Below are 16287 nucleotides of genomic sequence, written 5' to 3'. Positions count from 1 at the left end.
ACTACTGAAGGCGCTCAAATAGGGAGCGTTTGCCAAGCCTGAAAGGAACGACGTATGTGGTCGATCAAACTGTACTCTTCAACCGGCAGTGTTTTGCATTCCTGCCAGCTCGACAATGGGGCGTATGTGTTGGGTAAGGCCCCGGAGTGCGAGCTGCAGATCGATGATACGTTTATCTCTCGTCAGCACGCTCGTCTTAGGATTGAAAGCGATGGGGTAACGATTGAAGATCTCGGCAGTACCAACGGCACCTGGCGTGGCAAGGCTCAGATCACGAGCGCTGAGGCGATTATAGAGGAGGGTCGGTTTTTGTTGGGCCGCCAAGTTCAGTTGCATGTGCAATCGGTGAACGATGTGACAGCACAAACTGGCGTTGGTGCCTGGGATGAGCCTGTGCCCTTCGAGACCGCGAAGGTTACTCGGGAAGCTCAGGAAAAGATTCTTGAATATCTCAATCTGCGTAAGCGGGGGGATCTCAGCAAGCTGGATTACAACCAGCTCCGGGACGAAACCCGCAAAGCGGCGGAGGCGTTGATCAAGTCCGGTGATATACATTTGCCACCGAGAGTGGACCGCGAAGTTCTGATCGCCGATATCGTGTCTGAGGCCATTGGTTTTGGGCCCATTGAGCCCTTTCTGGAGGACGAAGAAGTTACCGAAATTATGGTGAATGGCCCGGATAAGATCTACCTCGAGAAGCGGGGAAAACTTACCAAGTCCAATGCCAGTTTCTCCAGCGTCCAGGCGTTGATGAATGTTATCGAGCGGATTGTCAGCCCCCTCGGGCGGAGAATTGATGAAGGCAACCCCATGATTGATGCCCGTCTGCCGGATGGCTCCCGGGTGAATGCCATTATTCCTCCCCTGTCGCTCACCGGGCCCACACTTACCATCCGGAAGTTCGCCAAGGAACGATTTGTTATCAGTGATCTGGTGGGCTTCGGGTCAATGAGTGAAGAGATGGCCCAGTTTTTGGAAATTTGTGTGAAGTATCGCCAGAACCTGGTGGTCAGCGGCGGTACTGGCTCTGGCAAAACCACCACACTGAACGTGTTGTCTGATTTTATCTCCGCTGACGAGCGCATCGTTACGATTGAGGATTCAGCTGAACTTCAACTGGCACAGCCCCATGTTGTTTCGCTGGAATCCCGCCCCAGCAACGTTGAAGGCAAGGGCGAAGTCGCCATTCGGGATCTGGTGAGGAATTCACTCCGGATGCGCCCGGACAGGATCGTGATAGGGGAATGCCGGGGCGGTGAAGCTCTGGATATGCTGCAGGCCATGAACACGGGCCATGATGGCTCCCTTACAACCGGTCACGCTAATAACCCCCGGGATATGTTGGCACGTCTTGAAACCATGGTGTTGATGGCTGGTCTTGATCTGCCATCGAAAGCCATCCGGGAACAGATTGCCTCAGCCATACAGATCATTGTCCAGCAAATGCGCATGAGTGACGGTCGTCGTCGCATTGTGTCTGTCGTGGAGGTGGGCTCGTGGGAGGGCGATATCATTGCGCTTCAGGAGATATTCCGTTTTCGCCAGAAAGGTCTGGATGCCGAGGGCAACGTGTTGGGCGTGTATGAGGGCTGCGGTTATGCGCCGTCGTTCTACCAGACCCTGAGCGACGCCGGAATCAGCCTCGACTGGGATATTTTTGCGCCGGAAAGCACAGAGGAGAAAATCCTCTCATGATTCTTGTACTGGTATTGATCGCCATTACGGTGGTCACTCTTTGTTTAACGATTTACCTACTAGGCCGACAATCCCTCGACTGGTATAGCCGCAAAGTTGTCAGCACGGCGGTATCAGACCTTGAGGGTGCTTTCATGTTTGTCAGCCCCGCCAAATTGTTGGTGATCTGCGGTGTCGTCACCGTGATTGCCACAACTGGCGGCTTTTTATTGATGTCTGTTCCGGGGGCCTTGTTTGGTTTCGTAGGCGGGGTTGTTGCCTTACCTGTGTTTATTATCCAACTCAAGAAGCGACGCCGTGATCAGTTTATTTATCAGTTGCCCGACGCGCTGCGTTCTATGGCCGGGGCCATGCAGGCCGGGGCCACCGTGGTCCGGGCAATTGAGCTGGTGGGAACCCGTCAACCCAAACCTCTGGGCCAGGAATTTTCCCTGGTGTTGTCCGAATACCGGATGGGGCGTGATCTGGAAAAGAGCCTTGAAAACCTGAAGGCCCGAGTGGATTGCGAGGAGTTGGAGCTGCTCAACGCTGCGGTGCAAGTCAGCCGCACGGTTGGCGGTAATCTGTCGCAAAGCCTTGAGTCTCTTGCCTCAACACTGCAGAGCAAAGCCCAGACCGAGGGCAAAGTTCGGGCCCTGACTTCCATGGGCAAAATGCAGGGGTGGGTGCTGTCGATGATGCCGGTGTTCGTGGGTATCGCGCTGTATGCCCAGAAGCCGGACGAAATGAGTCTGATGTTTACCACCGGGATCGGCTGGTTGCTGTTGTTTGTAGCAACCCTGTTGTTGATCTCAGCCATTTACACCATCCGTAAGATCGTAACGATTGACGTGTAGCTGGAGCGAGCATGTTTGACGGTGCCAATATCACAATTCTGGGTTGGATATTGCTGGTTGTTTTCGGGCTGCTCGCGGCTGCCTCGACGGCTATGTTGCTAAAATTGTATGCAGTTGTTCCGGAGAAAACCGAAGCCCAGGCTGAAATAGACGATCTCCGTGATTCCGCACCCGCAGGGTTTCGTATGGCGCTGGCGGTGGCAGATCCGTTTGTAGGCCTGATTGATCGTATGTCCTCTGCGCGTCAGCGAGATTACGTTCGGTCCAGACTGGCGATGGCTGGTTTGAGTTTTTCGCTGCGCCCTGAAGACTTCCAGGCCACCCGTGTCGTGGGCCTGTTGTGTGGCATTTCATTTTTTGCCGTTGTCTCAATCAGCCTTGAACTGACCGGCACCAGCTTCGTTATGACGCTCATCTTTTTCGTGCTGATGGGAACCTTCTACCCTGATATCGCGCTTAACGATCTGATCAAGCGACGGCGCAAGAAAATCACCAAGTTGTTTCCCTTCTTCCTCGATTTGCTGGTGCTTTCCCTTCGTGCTGGTTTGACGTTTACCGTGGCGCTTCAGCAGTCAGTAATCAAGCTCCCTGCCGGGCCGTTGAGGGTTGAACTGGACCGGTGTCTCAGTGATGTTCGGGCTGGTATGCCCCGCAGCGGTGCCCTGGTGAAATTGGCAGACCGGGTGCAAGTGGCTGCCGTCAGCAATTTTATGGCTTCGGTGAACCAGGCAGAAGAAACCGGGGCAGCTATAGCTAAATCCCTTGAAATACAGGCAGAGCAACGCCGGGTCGAGCGCTTTCTGGAAGCGGAGCGCCTTGGCAATCAGGCGCCTGTTAAATTGATGTTTCCATTGGTGGTTTTCCTATTTCCGTTGACTTTTCTGATCATATTTTTCCCGATTGTTGTTCAGGTCATGCAGTCGGGCGGCATGGGGATGTTCGAATGACACGGGCGCTAATACGTCAAAGAGACAGACGGGTGATTGCTATGTCCTTGTGTTTAGCAGATACCTTCTGGACCCGCCTACGTGGACTTCTTGGACGCAGCGGACTGGAGCCCGGAGAAGGTTTGCTGATTTCCCCCTGCCGGGATGTACATACCTGCGGCATGCGATTTCCGATTGATATTGTGTTCCTTGACGGAACTTTGACGGTGATACGTCTGCGAGCCGCCTGCACCGCTTGGCGATTTTATTCCGGTGGAAACGAATGTCGTCATGCCCTTGAGCTCGCCGCTGGTGCGATTGCGGAATCGGAATTGGGTGTGGGGGAGAGATTGGAACTGAGAGGAGCGCCAGACAATGTCTGATACCGACAAGCATCATCCGGACAAGACACCTGTATTCGGATTGGATGATCTGGACCGGCCAGCCACTCCCTCTGACGAGGCAGGTGGTGACGCGGTAGCCCGCACCACAAAACCCAAACCTGCCGAAGGGGCCGGGCCAGCCATCGTGCTCTATGACAAATTGTCTGGGGTGCACGTGGTGACCGACAAGTTTCCGGTTGAGATTGGAAACGGCCGCCGGTTCGATATGGCGCTGAGGGGGCCGGGGCCGGATGGTCTTTATGCCCGGATTGAGCAGGATGCCGGTGGCCTGGCAATTGAATGCTGTCATCAACGTGTTTTCATGGCTGTCGACATGGTGGAAGCGCCCCGGCACCGGCTTATCGAGCCCGCCTCAATTCAACTTGGGGATCACCTGATCAGTTTCAATTTTTCAGAGGAGACACCAGCCAAACCTCGCCGAAAACGACCAAAATGGACCGTTCTGGCGGCGGCTGCCTTGCTGGTTCTTGGGCTTTTTCTGCTGCGATTATTATTGGTCGCGGATGAGGCTGAATCCCGGGTCACGGTGGTAGTGCCTGCAAAAGAGCAGAGGCCAGTCGACGCTCTTGAAGCTCAGCCGGGGCCAGATGGTGAGGTGGGTGCGTTGGTTCCGATTGTAAATCCCCCGGTAAATGTTGAGGCTAAAATACCGGAACCCGATGCCCAGCAGATGGCTGGGGCATCTCAAGCGGAGGATGAGCCCGAGACATTCCAGCCCGCGCCGCTCGCAATATTCTTTATGACCACGCGGGCGCTTCCTGTGGCGGTTGCGCCCGAGTCGGTCGTTGGATCGACGGAACCGGCGAGCCAGGCGAAGTCAGAATCCACGACGCCGGGTGCGCAACCCCGTTTGTCAGGTGCCCGAAATGTTGCGCCCACCCTTGTTGAGCGTTACCAGCGGGGCGAGCCAATCATGACAGCTGATGCTCCACCTGCTTTAAGACAGGCGCTGACGGCCATCCGTGAGTTCTACGATAGTGAAATTCTCAATACGCAAGTGGATGCCTGGGAGACCCTGGTGGCTGCTGAAAAGCAGCTCGGGCTGGATCAGCCTTCGGCTCGTCGGGAGCAAATTCGGGCTTCGCTTGGAAGTGCTTTGTCCAAGGCTGCTGCGGAACAGGCGGTACTGGATAATGCCCGCCTGGCTTATGGCTATTATTACCTGGCGGCAGAGCTTGGGCATGGGAATGCCCAGGGAAGTGATCTCATGACGGCCCTTGATGACAAAGCCGCCCGGCTTTACCGGTTCGGTTACCGTTTAAAGTATGCCGACCCTTCTACCGCCGGGGCGTACTGGACTCGGGTGATGGATGAAGTGCCATCTCAATCCGCGTGGCACAGAAAAGCAAAGCTTGCCCTGAATCAAACCAAAGGAGTACGAGGATGATGAGTTGGCCTGATCAATTGCGGGGCCTGTCAATACGTCAGGGCGCAGCAGTGTTGTTGGCGGTGATTCTTGTCTCTGGTTGTGCCACGCCAGGAGCCCGCAGCGGTGGTGGGCCAGCTGCCACCGAAGTTTTGTCCGAGTGGAAACGGGCTGACCGGTTGTACGCCCGGGGGGAGTTTCCCAAGGCCCGTGAAAGTTACCAGGTGGTGCTGGAGCGAGAACCGGACAATAACGATGTGCTGTTCAGGTTGGCGAACATCGCCTACTACATGCAGGACAGGGAGACCGCCCGGGAGCTTTATGCCAGGGTAGTGGATTCCGGGTTGACGGACCCCCAGTTGTTCTATAACCGGGCGGCGCTGAACCTGACGGAAGCCTACAACGATCTTGCACGTTATCGGGACGAGGGTGGGCCTTCGACGCTGACATCAGAGATACGAGCCGTTATGGCGGCGATTGAGCGAATGTCTGACCGACGCCCGCCTGTCGATACCGAAAGCAGAACGGTGCCCGCACAGGGGGAGGGGGAACGGTGAAACCTCTCCGGCTAGGTCGTTATCAACGTGGGGCTTTGCACGCGACCTCAGCGGCGATGATCACGGTTATTGCCATGGTGGCGGGTATTGCAACTACCCAATTGGCTCTCACCAGTAATGCCAAGACGACACTCGATTACGCTGCGCTGATGGCTGCTCGCGCCGGGGCGGTCGCCCACGGAGATGAAAAAGTCATTATGGAGGGGCTGTTTCAGGGGCTGGCCCCGCTATACGGTTCGAGCTCTGCTCCTCTGGGTGCTCCGGCGGACGGGGCGACCGGCGTTGATTGGGTAGTGCCGGATCCTTCAACCGTAGATAAATTCAGCCAGACCCTGATGGGTGAAAACAGCAACTTCAGCACTCAATACCGTGCCGATATACAACGTACCGAGCGCGGGGATGCTTCGGTGGACGCGGCTGTGACGGCGGCTCAGAATGATCTCACTGGTGGTGCGGGGAATGGCGCCATGATAGGTGTCGCCATCATCAACCCGGTGAGAGAAGTTTTTGCCGATTTCGGTCAGATGAAGGACGGCCTTATGGAGTTGCCCAATAAGGGTATCTGGCGTCGCACTGGCAATATCAATAATGCGGGTACCAGCAATATTCAGGTCTGTACGGCGGTCGCGGAGCCTTACTATGAAGACCCCACTACACCGCCCTCCTTTAACGAACCGTCCGGCGAAACGGTAAGAACCATCTTTCGAACCTTCACCTGGGATAGAGACCTACTGAAACAGGAAGATGCCACTGATTGTTCGTCTCCCACGGCCCTCGGGTGCGGCTTTTTCGGCGGGGAGTCGATGCGCGATCGTTATATTAATGGCATCAGCGGCCCCTATGGCGAGGCGTTGGAAAGCGATATTGACGGTATTATTAATGAGTACATCAACGCAGAAATTGACTCGACTGCCATGTACCGCCGAATTCGTGAACGTGCTGAGCGCATGAAGGCGGAGTTCGAAGCAGCCGATGTCGAGTCAGTGCGCTACTGCAGGACAAACTTGGGAGCGATATGCTTTAGCAGGAGAACGTATACTCCCGAATCCAAGGATTGGGGTCCCATGTCGCGCATTGATGAGCTGATTGAGGTCGCCCGGATGCTCGAGAACGGCACCGGCGAAGTGCCCCTTGGCGGTAGCTTACCTCTCGATTCGTTCGAGACCGCTATTGGTGACTGGCGGGAGCGAAACCAGAAGGACGGAGGGGCATCCTCGGAATGGGATAATTTTGTGGGCACGGAACTTGAGCCATTGTGGAAAGAGTGGATTGAAGATCAGCCCGTGCCGCTCTACAAAAACTTCATGGAAGAGGCTAGTAAAGCCGCACAGGCGTTTCAGGGGCAGAGTGGTTTGACAGAGTCGCAAAAACGCTATTTGGCTTACCTGCAAGCAGTTAACGGCGGCGTTTATGAGCCTGATATTGACTACGTCCAGTCGGAAAACTGCGAGACTAAACAGGTGGCCGGTTACGTGGCGCCCACCATTGGTGCACAGAGCGATTTGAACATCCAGGATGCTAATGTTCTTCGCCTCTACGTACTTTATGGGCATGAACCGTTCTTTGATTTGCCGGAATCCTTTTATAACGCCATGGGTTGGACCAGCCGTTTAACCCCGACCGGTCGGGATGCGGTGCCCAGCTCTTTGCAGGATGAATACACGGCCATTGTGGCAGCAGGTCGAATTCCCCTGATGTCCACCGCCCTGGTGCGTATGCAGAGTGAACTGAGGGAAAGCCCACTACTGATCAGTCGCAACGACTCGTTCTTCAACTGGGACACCCTGGGTGTGGAGTGATCGTTATGAAACGCAATGAGGAGCGCTGCAAGGTGTTGGGTATGGCCGGGAGCTCTGCTGAAGCTCGGCGTTACGAAGCGGAGATTCGGATACTGCAGCTACTGAATCATGCGCCTGGTTTTCCCGGCTATCGTCATGATGGTTTCACCCGTTCGGGCGAGCGCTTTGTGGTCTATCGGGAGGTTGCGGGCGAGCCTGTGCGTCGTTTGTTCGAGCCGGATGAGACCAACACCTATTCTGGGTATACGGAGAGGCTCGGCTGGTTCGATCTTACCCGACGGTTGCTAACCCGGGTGAGTTTTCTGCATGAACAAAAGTGGCCGATCTATCATGGCGATATTAGTGCGGGTAATGTCGTTATTTCGTCCGACGGCGACGTCGGCCTCATTGATTTCGGCATCTCACGCAGCCGTTCCTTGCCCGGTAAACTCAGATTTTCCAGCCACCGGAGTGTCGCGGCCCCCAGGTATATGACTCCCGAACAGGCTCGAGGTCGCTTTTGGGGCAGTGCCAGCGATATCTATCAGGTGGGCCTTCTGGCACTGGAATTAAAGCGCCGTGAGCCTCTTGGGCAGGGGCTGACGGTAGAAGAGCTGCTAGACCGGCTGCGCACCAATCCGGGATACGCCTGCCAAACTGCGATGAGGCAACCTGGGCTGGCAGGTCGATTTCTGCCTGCCCTGCTCGAACCAAACCCCAGATGCCGCCCCAGCGCGCGAAAGGTACTTGCGATTCTTGACCTTCTAGCCTGAAGCCTCCGAATGGGTCGGTCGGTCTGTGAACGTCTATAAATTAGCCTCGGCATACTCCGCCAAGGCGGAACGCGGCACGCCCTGCAGGTGGATGTGCCCCCCGTGGCGGAAACCTTTGAAGCGTTCGGTCATGTAGGTGAGGCCCGAGCTCAGCGGGCTGAGGTAGGGCGTATCTATCTGAGCCAGGTTGCCCAGGCAGATAACCTTGGAGCCATTGCCAGCACGGGTGATGATGGTCTTGATCTGATGCGGCGTCAGGTTCTGGGATTCGTCAATGATGATCAGGCTGTGCTGGAAGCTGCGGCCCCGGATGTAGTTCAGGGATTTGAAGTGCAGGGGCACTTTGCTGAGGATGTAATCGACGCTGGCGGTCATGTTCTCGTCGTCTTCGTGGAGTGCCTCGAGGTTGTCGACGATGGCGCCCAGCCAGGGCTCCATTTTCTCGGCTTCGGTGCCGGGCAGGAAGCCGATGTCCTCATCAAGGCCCTGGGTGCTTCTGGTTGCAATGATGCGTTTGTACTGTTTACTGGCGACGGTCATTTCGATGCAGGCCGCCAGCGCCAGGATAGTTTTACCGGACCCTGCGGAACCGGTCAGGTTGACCAGGTGAACGTCCGGGTCGAGCAGCAGGTTCAGCGCCATGGCCTGGAAAATGTCCCTCGAGACCAGCCCCCAGACTTCCTCACTCATCAGGTCGCGCTGGTGCAAGTCCTGCAGTACCAGGCGGTCGCCGTCGATATCCACTACCTTGCCGATAAAGCCTTGTTCATCCACCACGAATTCGTTGATGTGCAGGTTTGCCAGTTCGCCCTCTTTTTTCAGCAGGTGCTCGGTTACGCCTTCCCGTTGCACGGTTTCCACCTTGGCAATGTTGTCCCAGAACGAATTCTTGAACTCTTTGTAGCCCCTGGGCAGCAGCTCGATGTCATCCACCAGTTGATCGGTGTGGTAATCCTGGGCGTCGACTCCAAAACCCCGGGCCTTGAGCCGCATGTTGATGTCTTTGCTAACCAGGATGATGTCCCGGGACTTGTGCTGAGCTTGCAGCGCTGCCAGATTGTTGATGATCTTATTATCGTTCAGGTGCTCCGGCAGCGAGTGGCTTCCGGTGTGTTCGGTGCTCATAAGGATGGAAAGGGTGCCCAGAGGGTCCGACTTCTTGGCCCGGATGATGGGTACGCCACGTTCAATGTCCTTGGGTGAGGCATCTCCCAGTAGTTTATCGATGTTACGAATGGCCTGGCGGCAATCCGCTGCAACCGATTGCTTGCCGGTCTTCAGACCATCCAGCTCTTCGAGGACCGTCATCGGGATGATGACATCGTGTTCTTCAAAATTCAGGAGGGCGTTGGGATCGTGGATCAGGACGTTGGTGTCGAGGACGTACATTTTTTTCCGAGCTTGCGGTGCTCTTGGCATAAGGCTCGATACCTCTTGGGCTGTGTGGGTCGGTTTGACCGGTCTGGATAGTTCGGGCGCTGATCAGGCTGCGTCAGTTGCCATTGGCACAACGCTGGGTCAATGCCGTGTCGGATATCAGTTTAAGCATGTCATAAGTGGTAATAATACCGGTTATTTTCTTGTTTTGTGTGACGAAAATGCGGTGTAGATGTTCTTTCATCATCACCTTGGCGATTTCGCGAACCGGCGTCAATTCGTCTACGCAAAGCAGGCTGGGCGTCATGATGTCACGGACCTCAACAGGCACCTTGCCCATTTCCTCAAAAATCATCATGCGCAGTCGTTTTGCCTCCCGCTCTTCTTCGGGCGTCAGGTTGGCTTCGGCGGATTCGGCCCGGCTGGAGGACCAGCGGAATTCGGTAATGTCCTTGAGGGTCGCAATGCCGACAATCTCGCCGCCTTCATCGATAACGGGGCTGCCGGTGATTTCATTGTCGGTGAGAAACCGAGCCAGTCTGTCCATGGTCCAGGATTGGGGAACGGCTTTGACGCTGGGGGTCATGATTTCATGGGCGAGAACAGTCATGCTTTACGGTCCTGCGTTGAATGCTCCTTTAGACTTTGAGCTTAGCTGTTCCCACCGGCTTAGGAAACCTTCGAATCGACTTATTATGTCCGGGCAGACCGCGCCTTGGAGCGGGCAACATGGCGATGTCCACCGGCAGCGAGTTGGTCAGCCCGGACACCGCTTTGAGGCGATGTCCGGGCTAGCGTTCAGGAATGCTCTGGCAGGGTTACATTGAGCTCGAGCACAGAGCAATTTTCGTTGCGGTCCAACTCCACCTGCACCATGTCATCCTCTATCTGCACATATTTGCGAATCACCGCCAGGATCTCCTGTTGCAGAGCAGGCAGGTAGTCCGGCTGGTCCCTCTGGCCACGCTCATGAGCGACGATAATCTGCAGGCGCTCTTTGGCGACATTGGCAGAGGAATTTTTCTTGGTTTTGAAGTAATCGAAGAAACTCATCCGTTTTTACCCCTTGAACATCCGTGAGAAGAATCCCTTTTTCTGGGATGTCATAAACCTGTGCTCACGTTCTTCACCAAGCAGTCGGGCCACAGCATCCTCATAAGCCTGGCCGGCATCGCTATCATCTTCAAGAATGACAGGTAAACCCTGGTTGGATGAATTCAGCACGATCTGGGATTCCGGAATCACGCCCAGCAGCGGGATCGCCAGAATTTCCTCTACGTCAGCGACGGAGAGCATTTCGCCTCTCTCGACCCGCACCGGATTGTAGCGCGTCAGCAGCAGATGCTCCTTGACCGGGTCCTGGCCGAGCTCGGCTCGCCGTGACTTGCTCTGGAGAATGCCCAGTATGCGGTCCGAGTCCCTGACTGAGGACACTTCCGGATTGGTCACCACGATGGCTTCGTCGGCGTAGTACAGGGCCATCAGGGCGCCGTGTTCAATGCCAGCCGGTGAGTCACAGACGATGTAATCAAACGTCCGGGACAGTTCGTTGATGATCTTTTCAACGCCTTCCCGGGTCAGGGCTTCTTTCTCGCGGGTCTGGGAGGCGGGCAGAATGTAGAGCGTGTCCACCCGCTTGTCACGAATCAGCGCCTGGTTAAGGGTCGCTTCGCCCTGGATGACGTTGACGAAGTCATACACCACCCGGCGTTCGCAGTTCATGATGAGGTCAAGGTTACGCAGGCCCACGTCAAAATCGATAACCACTGTCTTGTGGCCCCGGCGTGCGAGGCCGGTGCTGATCGACGCGCTGGTTGTCGTTTTGCCAACGCCACCCTTTCCTGAGGTAACGACAATAATTTTAGCCAAGGTAGTCGTCCTGTCTTCTGTGTTGAGGGGTATCCAGGGGGATACGCTCATTGAATTTGGGTAAATCAGGCTTTTTCCAGCGGCGTTACCACCAGCAAATCGTCCCTGAGCTGGATCTGGACTGCAGTTTTCCAACCGTGGTCCTGAAGATCTTCGGAGATTTTATAGTGTCCAGCGATAGAGACAAGCTCCGCTTCCAGCGATTGGCAAAAAACACGGGCTGATTCCTGCCCGTGAACCCCTGCCAGAGCTCGTCCACGCAGCGGTCCGTAAACGTGTATATTGCCCGCCGCCAGTACTTCCGCGCCCGCTTGTACCGGCGCCAGAATGACCAGGTCGCCCTCAGGCGCATAGACCTGCTGGCCGGACCTTACGGTTTGGTTAATTATTTTCGCAGCCACCGGCCCGGTGGTAACAGTGGCCTCGTCTGCAGATGCTGCCGCTGGCTCTTCAGGTGCCTCGGTGGCCGCGGGTTGCTCGCGCTGGGTCGTCGCGGGCAGTAAGGCCAGCGAGGCATTCCGTGCGAGGCGGCGCTGGTCGTCGTTACCGCCCCGAATCGCAACCACATGAATACTATGGCGTCGGCAGATGCCGATGATCTGGAAGAAGTCGAGTTCCGTGGTCAGGCCTTCATACTTCTCGAGTGCGAGAATCAGGGGGATATCCCGGAAAAAACCCGGAGCCTGGCGGATTTTGTCCCGCAGGGTATCCTCGAATGCCTCGGTATCGAAAAAATGCAGTTCCAGGGCCGTCATCGCGACGTTGGCACCCTTAAGCTGAAAGCAGTGTTGAGTGCCGGTGGCGGCGGAGTCTGTCATGACGTCACTTCTTCCTCAAGATTGTCCGCTACGCCTTCTGGTCGGGGGCGTAACGGCGATGACTCAAAATGGATGCCGGACCAGCCGGTGCCGATAAACTGGCGAATGTTGCCATGGCTGGTGCCAGCGGGTTCATCAAGTACGTTTCGGTAGTGGCGCCCGAAACACTGCAAAGTCTCGGCCTCGGTCAGATTGCCGTACTGGGCCAGTGCAAACAGTTTGCAGGAGCCTTCATTTTCACCCGCCGCGTTGAACAGAGGCCCGTTTTGGAATCCGCAAGGCGTGTAGTGGAAGTAACGCTCCACCAGTGCCAGGGTATCTTCAAAGTCACCGTGGCCCGCGCTCAGGGCGGCCAGGTGAATCTGCAACGCTCGGGTGAAGGTCATGACTGTTCGTGGCCTTTATGAGGCTGCTTTTCGCCTGTCTGGTAGTGTGCCTTCCATTCTTCATAGGGCATGCCGTAAATGCGCTCCCGGGCTTCGGGGTCGGTGATTTCAAAACCCCGGTCGGCAGCTTCGGCCCGGTACCATTTGGATAGGCAGTTTCGGCAGAATCCGGCGAGATTCATCAGGTCAAGGTTCTGTACCTCCGTGTGATCACGCAGGTGGCTGATCAGGCGCCGGAATGCGGCAGCTTCGATGTCGGTCTGGGTCTGTTCGGGAATTTGCTGGGTCATGATGTCTCGCATGCGTTTGTGAACGATCCTGACATTCTCGGCATGTTACAGTAAGATACAAGGCTGTATGAATGTACAGGATATGGGCACACCTGGAAGAGGCGGTTCAGAGGCCACCAACGATCATGACACAGCGCAAGATTATTCACATCGACTGCGACTGCTTTTATGCAGCGGTTGAGATGCGTGATGACCCGTCATTACGGGGCGTCCCCCTTGCTGTGGGCGGTGAGGGCGGCCGGGGTGTGGTTACCACCTGTAATTATCGGGCTCGGGAATTTGGTGTGCGTTCCGCTATGCCCGGAGCTGAAGCGCGGCGCCGATGCCCGGATCTGGTCACCGTGCCGCCGGACATGGCCCGTTATCGGGCGGTCTCCCAGCAGGTGATGGCTATTTTCAGGGACCTGACCGATCAGGTCGAGCCATTATCACTTGATGAAGCCTTCCTCGATGTCAGCGACGTGGAGTCACATCATGGCAGTGCGACGTTGATGGCGGAGTACTTGCGCCAGCGGGTGCGGGATGAGGTTGGGATTACCGTCTCGGCGGGCGTGGCCACTAACAAGTTTCTCGCCAAGATCGCCAGTGACTGGAATAAACCGGACGGAATGTTCGTACTAACGCCCGACAAAGTCGATGAGTTTGTGCGGTTATTGCCAGTGGAAAAGCTGTTCGGCGTGGGCAGGGTGACAGCAGGTAAGCTTCACGCACTGAATATCCGGACTTGCGGTGACCTGGCGCAGCTAAAACCCGAGGTGCTGGTGGACCGCTTTGGACGCCAGGGCCTCAGACTGTTCCAGATGGCCCAGGGGCAGGACGATCGGCCGGTGGTAGTGACCCGAAACGCCAAGTCGGTCAGCGTGGAGCGCACCTTTTCGAAAGATCTTCCTGACAAAGCAGCCTGCGAGACGGTTATGACCGCTCTGGTAGATGATCTCGCCAAACGTCTGGCCCGCAAAGGCGCTCGCAAGCCCATCCACAAGCTGTTCGTGAAAATCCGCTACAGCGACTTTTCCACCCACACTCTGGAGCGGGTAAGGGAGCAGATTCTGGTTCCGGAACCCGGTGATTACGCGCCACTGCTCGATGAGCTGATCATCAATACGGAGCGGCCGGTCAGGCTGCTGGGGTTGGGTGTCCGGTTTCGCAATGACGAAGCGCCGGTCACGCAGCTGAGGTTGTTTGATTGAAGCACGGGGCGTGAATAAGATGACCGCCGGTAACCGGGATCGCGGTTGAAACCGCTCTGCAAAAGCATGCGGCTGGTCAGGCGAACCAATAAAGAAACTCCGCGCCCATTCCAACAGTCGCACCCAGCCCCAGGCTGGCTCCGATAAGGGCTCCGGCTGCGACATCGCTGGGGTAGTGAAGCCCCAGCACTACTCGGGAGGCCGCAACGCTGAGCGTAAAGGGCAGCAGGGCCAGCGCCATGGTCGGGGCCATCAGCGCCAGCACGGTATTAAAGCAGACTGCGTGGAGTGTGTGGCCGGAGGGAAAGCTGTAGCGGTCCAGGGGCGGGATGCCGCAATTAATGGAAGGGAAGGAGATAAATGGCCGCTCGCGAATCAGCTTGTGCTTCAGCAGTTTGTAGGTAACGGTGCACACCAGACCGGTAGCGGTCATCAACAGCGCGATGGCCAGGCCCTCTTCGGGCCGCAGCACCGGCATGGCGAGAATGATGGTGTACCAGAACCAGCCATCCCCCAACCGGCTGGTAAGCCGGAAGTAACCCTGGACTGGTCGGAACCGCAGCGACCGGTTAATTGCCTGGCAAAAGGCAAATTCGCGCTGGTCGACCCGACTAAAGAAGCGAGAAGCTTTGGTTGACGGCATGGTATTTGGCCTTTTGTGGAGTATTGAGCACAAGTTGCTCGAACTGGTCAATTTGCCGGTGCCAGTTCAGGTCTAGTGCATCCAGGCGTGCCTGCGCCCTTATACGGTTTAACAGGGTGGGCTGGTCGGCTAGTTTGAGGGCATGGTCGATGAACTTGCTGTCGTCATCCAGGGCGGCCTTCATACCATTCTCGTCCTGCCGAATATGCTCACTCGCCGCGGCATCATCATAAGCAACGACCGCAAGACCGCTGGCCATGGCTTCAGTTACCACGTTGCCGAAGGTGTCTGTTTTGCTGGGGAACAGGAAGATATCGCCGGAAGCGTAGTGCCTTGCTAGTGCCTCTCCCTGTTGGATACCACAGAAGATGTAATCCGGATGCCGTTCTGCCAACCGTTTCCTGAGCGGACCATCTCCTATGAGCACAAATCGAGACCGGGTGTGCAGCGCCCTGAGGCGCTCAAAACAAGCTACGGCCATCTGCAGGTTCTTTTCGGAGGCGAGTCGTCCCACATACATAACCGCCCGGTCCTGCGGCGCCAGACCCCAGGTCGCCCTGAGTTCTGCATTCCGCTTGTGAGGCGCGAACCGGTTGCAATCAACGCCACGGCTCCAGACACCGGTAGGAGTGATGCCCATGGTTCGAAGAGTTTGCTCCATCTTTCGGGTCGGCACGAGTGTGATGGCGGTACGGTTATGAAACCAGCGGCCATAGGCGCAAATCAACTTCGCCAGAAAGCCTGCGCCGTAGTATTTACTGTAAGTGTGGAAGTTAGTATGGAAGCCGGAGCTCACCGGAATGCCCAGTTTTTTGGCCGCGGTGACAGCAGCGATACCCAGCGGCCCCTGGGTCGCGACATAGAGTGCATCTGGCTGTTTCTGCTGCCACAGTTTTCGGAGTGTGGCGGCACGGGTGATTCCCAGTCGCAGGTCAGAGTAGCCAGGCAGGGGCAAGCCAGTGACAACGTATTCATCCGAAAACAGCGCGGTCCCCGCACCCGCCACTGGGCCGCGTGCCTCGTTCTGTTGACGGGGGCGCACAACCGACACCTGGTGCCCCCGCTGCATCAGGCCATGGCACAGGTGCTGTAACGTATTCGCCACGCCGTTAATCTCGGGCGTAAACGTTTCGGTGGCGATAACAATGTGCTTCATGTCGGTGGGTGCCTGGTTGCCTGTTTTCATGGGCTTTCCCGTGCTGGATGAATCCGGCGTATGGGTTACTCTCGTCGTACTCTCGTCCTGTTACTCGCGTCCTGTTACTCTCGCTTCTCTACCACTATGAAAAGCCATCATGACAGTCAGAAGTCAGTCAGATGACAATCCTTTTAAGAAGTTACCGGCTTTGTCGCACGACTCATTAAATACGACGCTTTGG

General features: G+C 56.3%; 18 protein-coding genes. 9 read left to right on the top strand and 9 right to left on the bottom strand.

Annotated elements, in window-relative coordinates:
• The first annotated feature begins 54 nt into the window (after positions 1-54).
• The 8 genes from WEB64_RS11720 to WEB64_RS11685 are packed head-to-tail and all read left to right on the top strand — an operon-like array spanning position 55 to position 8335.
• On the top strand, positions 55-1695 hold the full coding sequence (locus WEB64_RS11720) for an ATPase, T2SS/T4P/T4SS family (protein WP_368065611.1): 1641 nt from the start codon (positions 55-57) through the stop codon (positions 1693-1695).
• Entirely contained in the window at positions 1692-2531 is an 840-nt protein-coding gene (locus WEB64_RS11715; RefSeq protein WP_368065610.1) for a type II secretion system F family protein, read from the top strand. Before WEB64_RS11720 ends, WEB64_RS11715 begins: the two co-directional genes overlap by 4 nt.
• Positions 2532-2542: 11 nt before the next feature.
• Positions 2543-3478 carry a type II secretion system F family protein gene (locus WEB64_RS11710; RefSeq protein ID WP_368065609.1) on the top strand — a complete coding sequence of 312 codons (936 nt, stop codon included), beginning with the start codon at positions 2543-2545 and terminating at the stop codon, positions 3476-3478.
• A 41-nt stretch (positions 3479-3519) separates the two neighbouring features.
• Positions 3520-3840, top strand: coding sequence for a DUF192 domain-containing protein (locus WEB64_RS11705; RefSeq protein ID WP_368065608.1), 321 nt, complete (start codon positions 3520-3522; stop codon positions 3838-3840).
• Positions 3833-5248, top strand: a complete 1416-nt coding sequence (locus tag WEB64_RS11700) for a hypothetical protein (protein WP_368065607.1) — start codon at positions 3833-3835, stop codon at positions 5246-5248. The genes WEB64_RS11705 and WEB64_RS11700 overlap by 8 nt, the downstream gene beginning before the upstream one ends.
• Positions 5245-5784, top strand: coding sequence for a tol-pal system YbgF family protein (locus tag WEB64_RS11695; protein ID WP_368065606.1), 540 nt, complete (start codon positions 5245-5247; stop codon positions 5782-5784). The genes WEB64_RS11700 and WEB64_RS11695 overlap by 4 nt, the downstream gene beginning before the upstream one ends.
• Positions 5781-7583 carry a hypothetical protein gene (locus tag WEB64_RS11690; RefSeq protein WP_368065605.1) on the top strand — a complete coding sequence of 601 codons (1803 nt, stop codon included), beginning with the start codon at positions 5781-5783 and terminating at the stop codon, positions 7581-7583. Before WEB64_RS11695 ends, WEB64_RS11690 begins: the two co-directional genes overlap by 4 nt.
• Positions 7584-7588: 5 nt before the next feature.
• Entirely contained in the window at positions 7589-8335 is a 747-nt protein-coding gene (locus WEB64_RS11685; protein ID WP_368065604.1) for a protein kinase, read from the top strand.
• A gap of 33 nt (positions 8336-8368) precedes the next feature.
• Here WEB64_RS11685 and WEB64_RS11680 read toward each other — a convergent pair whose 3' ends face one another.
• The 7 genes from WEB64_RS11680 to WEB64_RS11650 form a co-directional block, all read right to left on the bottom strand.
• Positions 8369-9724 (bottom strand): PhoH family protein, encoded by a 1356-nt coding sequence (locus WEB64_RS11680; RefSeq protein WP_368065603.1) that lies wholly within the window; start codon positions 9722-9724, stop codon positions 8369-8371.
• Between the two features lie 103 nt (positions 9725-9827).
• Positions 9828-10322 (bottom strand): HPP family protein, encoded by a 495-nt coding sequence (locus WEB64_RS11675; protein ID WP_368061273.1) that lies wholly within the window; start codon positions 10320-10322, stop codon positions 9828-9830.
• A 188-nt stretch (positions 10323-10510) separates the two neighbouring features.
• Complete coding sequence (gene minE / locus WEB64_RS11670) at positions 10511-10765, bottom strand: cell division topological specificity factor MinE (protein ID WP_368061274.1); 255 nt, start codon at positions 10763-10765, stop codon at positions 10511-10513.
• 6 nt (positions 10766-10771) lie between these two features.
• Positions 10772-11581 (bottom strand): septum site-determining protein MinD, encoded by an 810-nt coding sequence (gene minD / locus WEB64_RS11665; RefSeq protein ID WP_368061275.1) that lies wholly within the window; start codon positions 11579-11581, stop codon positions 10772-10774.
• A 65-nt stretch (positions 11582-11646) separates the two neighbouring features.
• Positions 11647-12399 carry a septum site-determining protein MinC gene (gene minC, locus WEB64_RS11660; RefSeq protein WP_368061276.1) on the bottom strand — a complete coding sequence of 251 codons (753 nt, stop codon included), beginning with the start codon at positions 12397-12399 and terminating at the stop codon, positions 11647-11649.
• On the bottom strand, positions 12396-12785 hold the full coding sequence (locus WEB64_RS11655; RefSeq protein ID WP_368061277.1) for a HopJ type III effector protein: 390 nt from the start codon (positions 12783-12785) through the stop codon (positions 12396-12398). The genes minC and WEB64_RS11655 overlap by 4 nt, the downstream gene beginning before the upstream one ends.
• The gene (locus tag WEB64_RS11650; protein ID WP_368061453.1) at positions 12782-13075 is read right to left on the bottom strand and encodes a DUF1244 domain-containing protein; all 294 of its coding nucleotides are present in this window, start codon (positions 13073-13075) and stop codon (positions 12782-12784) included. Before WEB64_RS11650 ends, WEB64_RS11655 begins: the two co-directional genes overlap by 4 nt.
• Before the next feature lie 125 nt (positions 13076-13200).
• Here WEB64_RS11650 and dinB point away from each other — a divergent pair, with 125 nt between their 5' ends.
• Positions 13201-14265 carry a DNA polymerase IV gene (dinB, locus tag WEB64_RS11645; protein WP_368061454.1) on the top strand — a complete coding sequence of 355 codons (1065 nt, stop codon included), beginning with the start codon at positions 13201-13203 and terminating at the stop codon, positions 14263-14265.
• Positions 14266-14341: 76 nt separating this feature from the next.
• On the opposite strand, the gene WEB64_RS11640 is transcribed toward dinB, so the two are convergent.
• Both WEB64_RS11640 and WEB64_RS11635 read right to left on the bottom strand, forming a co-directional pair.
• The gene (locus WEB64_RS11640; protein ID WP_368061278.1) at positions 14342-14908 is read right to left on the bottom strand and encodes a phosphatase PAP2 family protein; all 567 of its coding nucleotides are present in this window, start codon (positions 14906-14908) and stop codon (positions 14342-14344) included.
• Complete coding sequence (locus tag WEB64_RS11635; RefSeq protein WP_368061279.1) at positions 14877-16094, bottom strand: glycosyltransferase family 4 protein; 1218 nt, start codon at positions 16092-16094, stop codon at positions 14877-14879. Before WEB64_RS11635 ends, WEB64_RS11640 begins: the two co-directional genes overlap by 32 nt.
• Positions 16095-16287 lie beyond the last annotated feature (193 nt).

It is taken from the genome of Marinobacter sp. (genome assembly GCF_040882185.1).
GTDB lineage: Bacteria > Pseudomonadota > Gammaproteobacteria > Pseudomonadales > Oleiphilaceae > Marinobacter.
The sequence above is the reverse complement of the archived record's forward strand: the minus strand, read 5'-3'. Positions and strand labels throughout refer to the sequence as shown.

What these genes read in the sequence shown, in the direction of transcription:
- WEB64_RS11720 (WP_368065611.1), top strand. Translation starts at nt 55, where the DNA reads ATGTGGTCGATCAAACTGTACTCTTCAACCGGCAGTGTTTTGCATTCC.
- WEB64_RS11715 (WP_368065610.1), top strand. Translation starts at nt 1,692, where the DNA reads ATGATTCTTGTACTGGTATTGATCGCCATTACGGTGGTCACTCTTTGT.
- WEB64_RS11710 (WP_368065609.1), top strand. Translation starts at nt 2,543, where the DNA reads ATGTTTGACGGTGCCAATATCACAATTCTGGGTTGGATATTGCTGGTT.
- WEB64_RS11705 (WP_368065608.1), top strand. Translation starts at nt 3,520, where the DNA reads ATGTCCTTGTGTTTAGCAGATACCTTCTGGACCCGCCTACGTGGACTT.
- WEB64_RS11700 (WP_368065607.1), top strand. Translation starts at nt 3,833, where the DNA reads ATGTCTGATACCGACAAGCATCATCCGGACAAGACACCTGTATTCGGA.
- WEB64_RS11695 (WP_368065606.1), top strand. Translation starts at nt 5,245, where the DNA reads ATGATGAGTTGGCCTGATCAATTGCGGGGCCTGTCAATACGTCAGGGC.
- WEB64_RS11685 (WP_368065604.1), top strand. Translation starts at nt 7,589, where the DNA reads ATGAAACGCAATGAGGAGCGCTGCAAGGTGTTGGGTATGGCCGGGAGC.
- WEB64_RS11680 (WP_368065603.1), bottom strand. Translation starts at nt 9,724, where the DNA reads ATGTACGTCCTCGACACCAACGTCCTGATCCACGATCCCAACGCCCTC.
- WEB64_RS11675 (WP_368061273.1), bottom strand. Translation starts at nt 10,322, where the DNA reads ATGACTGTTCTCGCCCATGAAATCATGACCCCCAGCGTCAAAGCCGTT.
- minE (WP_368061274.1), bottom strand. Translation starts at nt 10,765, where the DNA reads ATGAGTTTCTTCGATTACTTCAAAACCAAGAAAAATTCCTCTGCCAAT.
- minC (WP_368061276.1), bottom strand. Translation starts at nt 12,399, where the DNA reads ATGACAGACTCCGCCGCCACCGGCACTCAACACTGCTTTCAGCTTAAG.
- WEB64_RS11655 (WP_368061277.1), bottom strand. Translation starts at nt 12,785, where the DNA reads ATGACCTTCACCCGAGCGTTGCAGATTCACCTGGCCGCCCTGAGCGCG.
- WEB64_RS11650 (WP_368061453.1), bottom strand. Translation starts at nt 13,075, where the DNA reads ATGACCCAGCAAATTCCCGAACAGACCCAGACCGACATCGAAGCTGCC.
- dinB (WP_368061454.1), top strand. Translation starts at nt 13,201, where the DNA reads ATGACACAGCGCAAGATTATTCACATCGACTGCGACTGCTTTTATGCA.
- WEB64_RS11640 (WP_368061278.1), bottom strand. Translation starts at nt 14,908, where the DNA reads ATGCCGTCAACCAAAGCTTCTCGCTTCTTTAGTCGGGTCGACCAGCGC.
- WEB64_RS11635 (WP_368061279.1), bottom strand. Translation starts at nt 16,094, where the DNA reads ATGAAAACAGGCAACCAGGCACCCACCGACATGAAGCACATTGTTATC.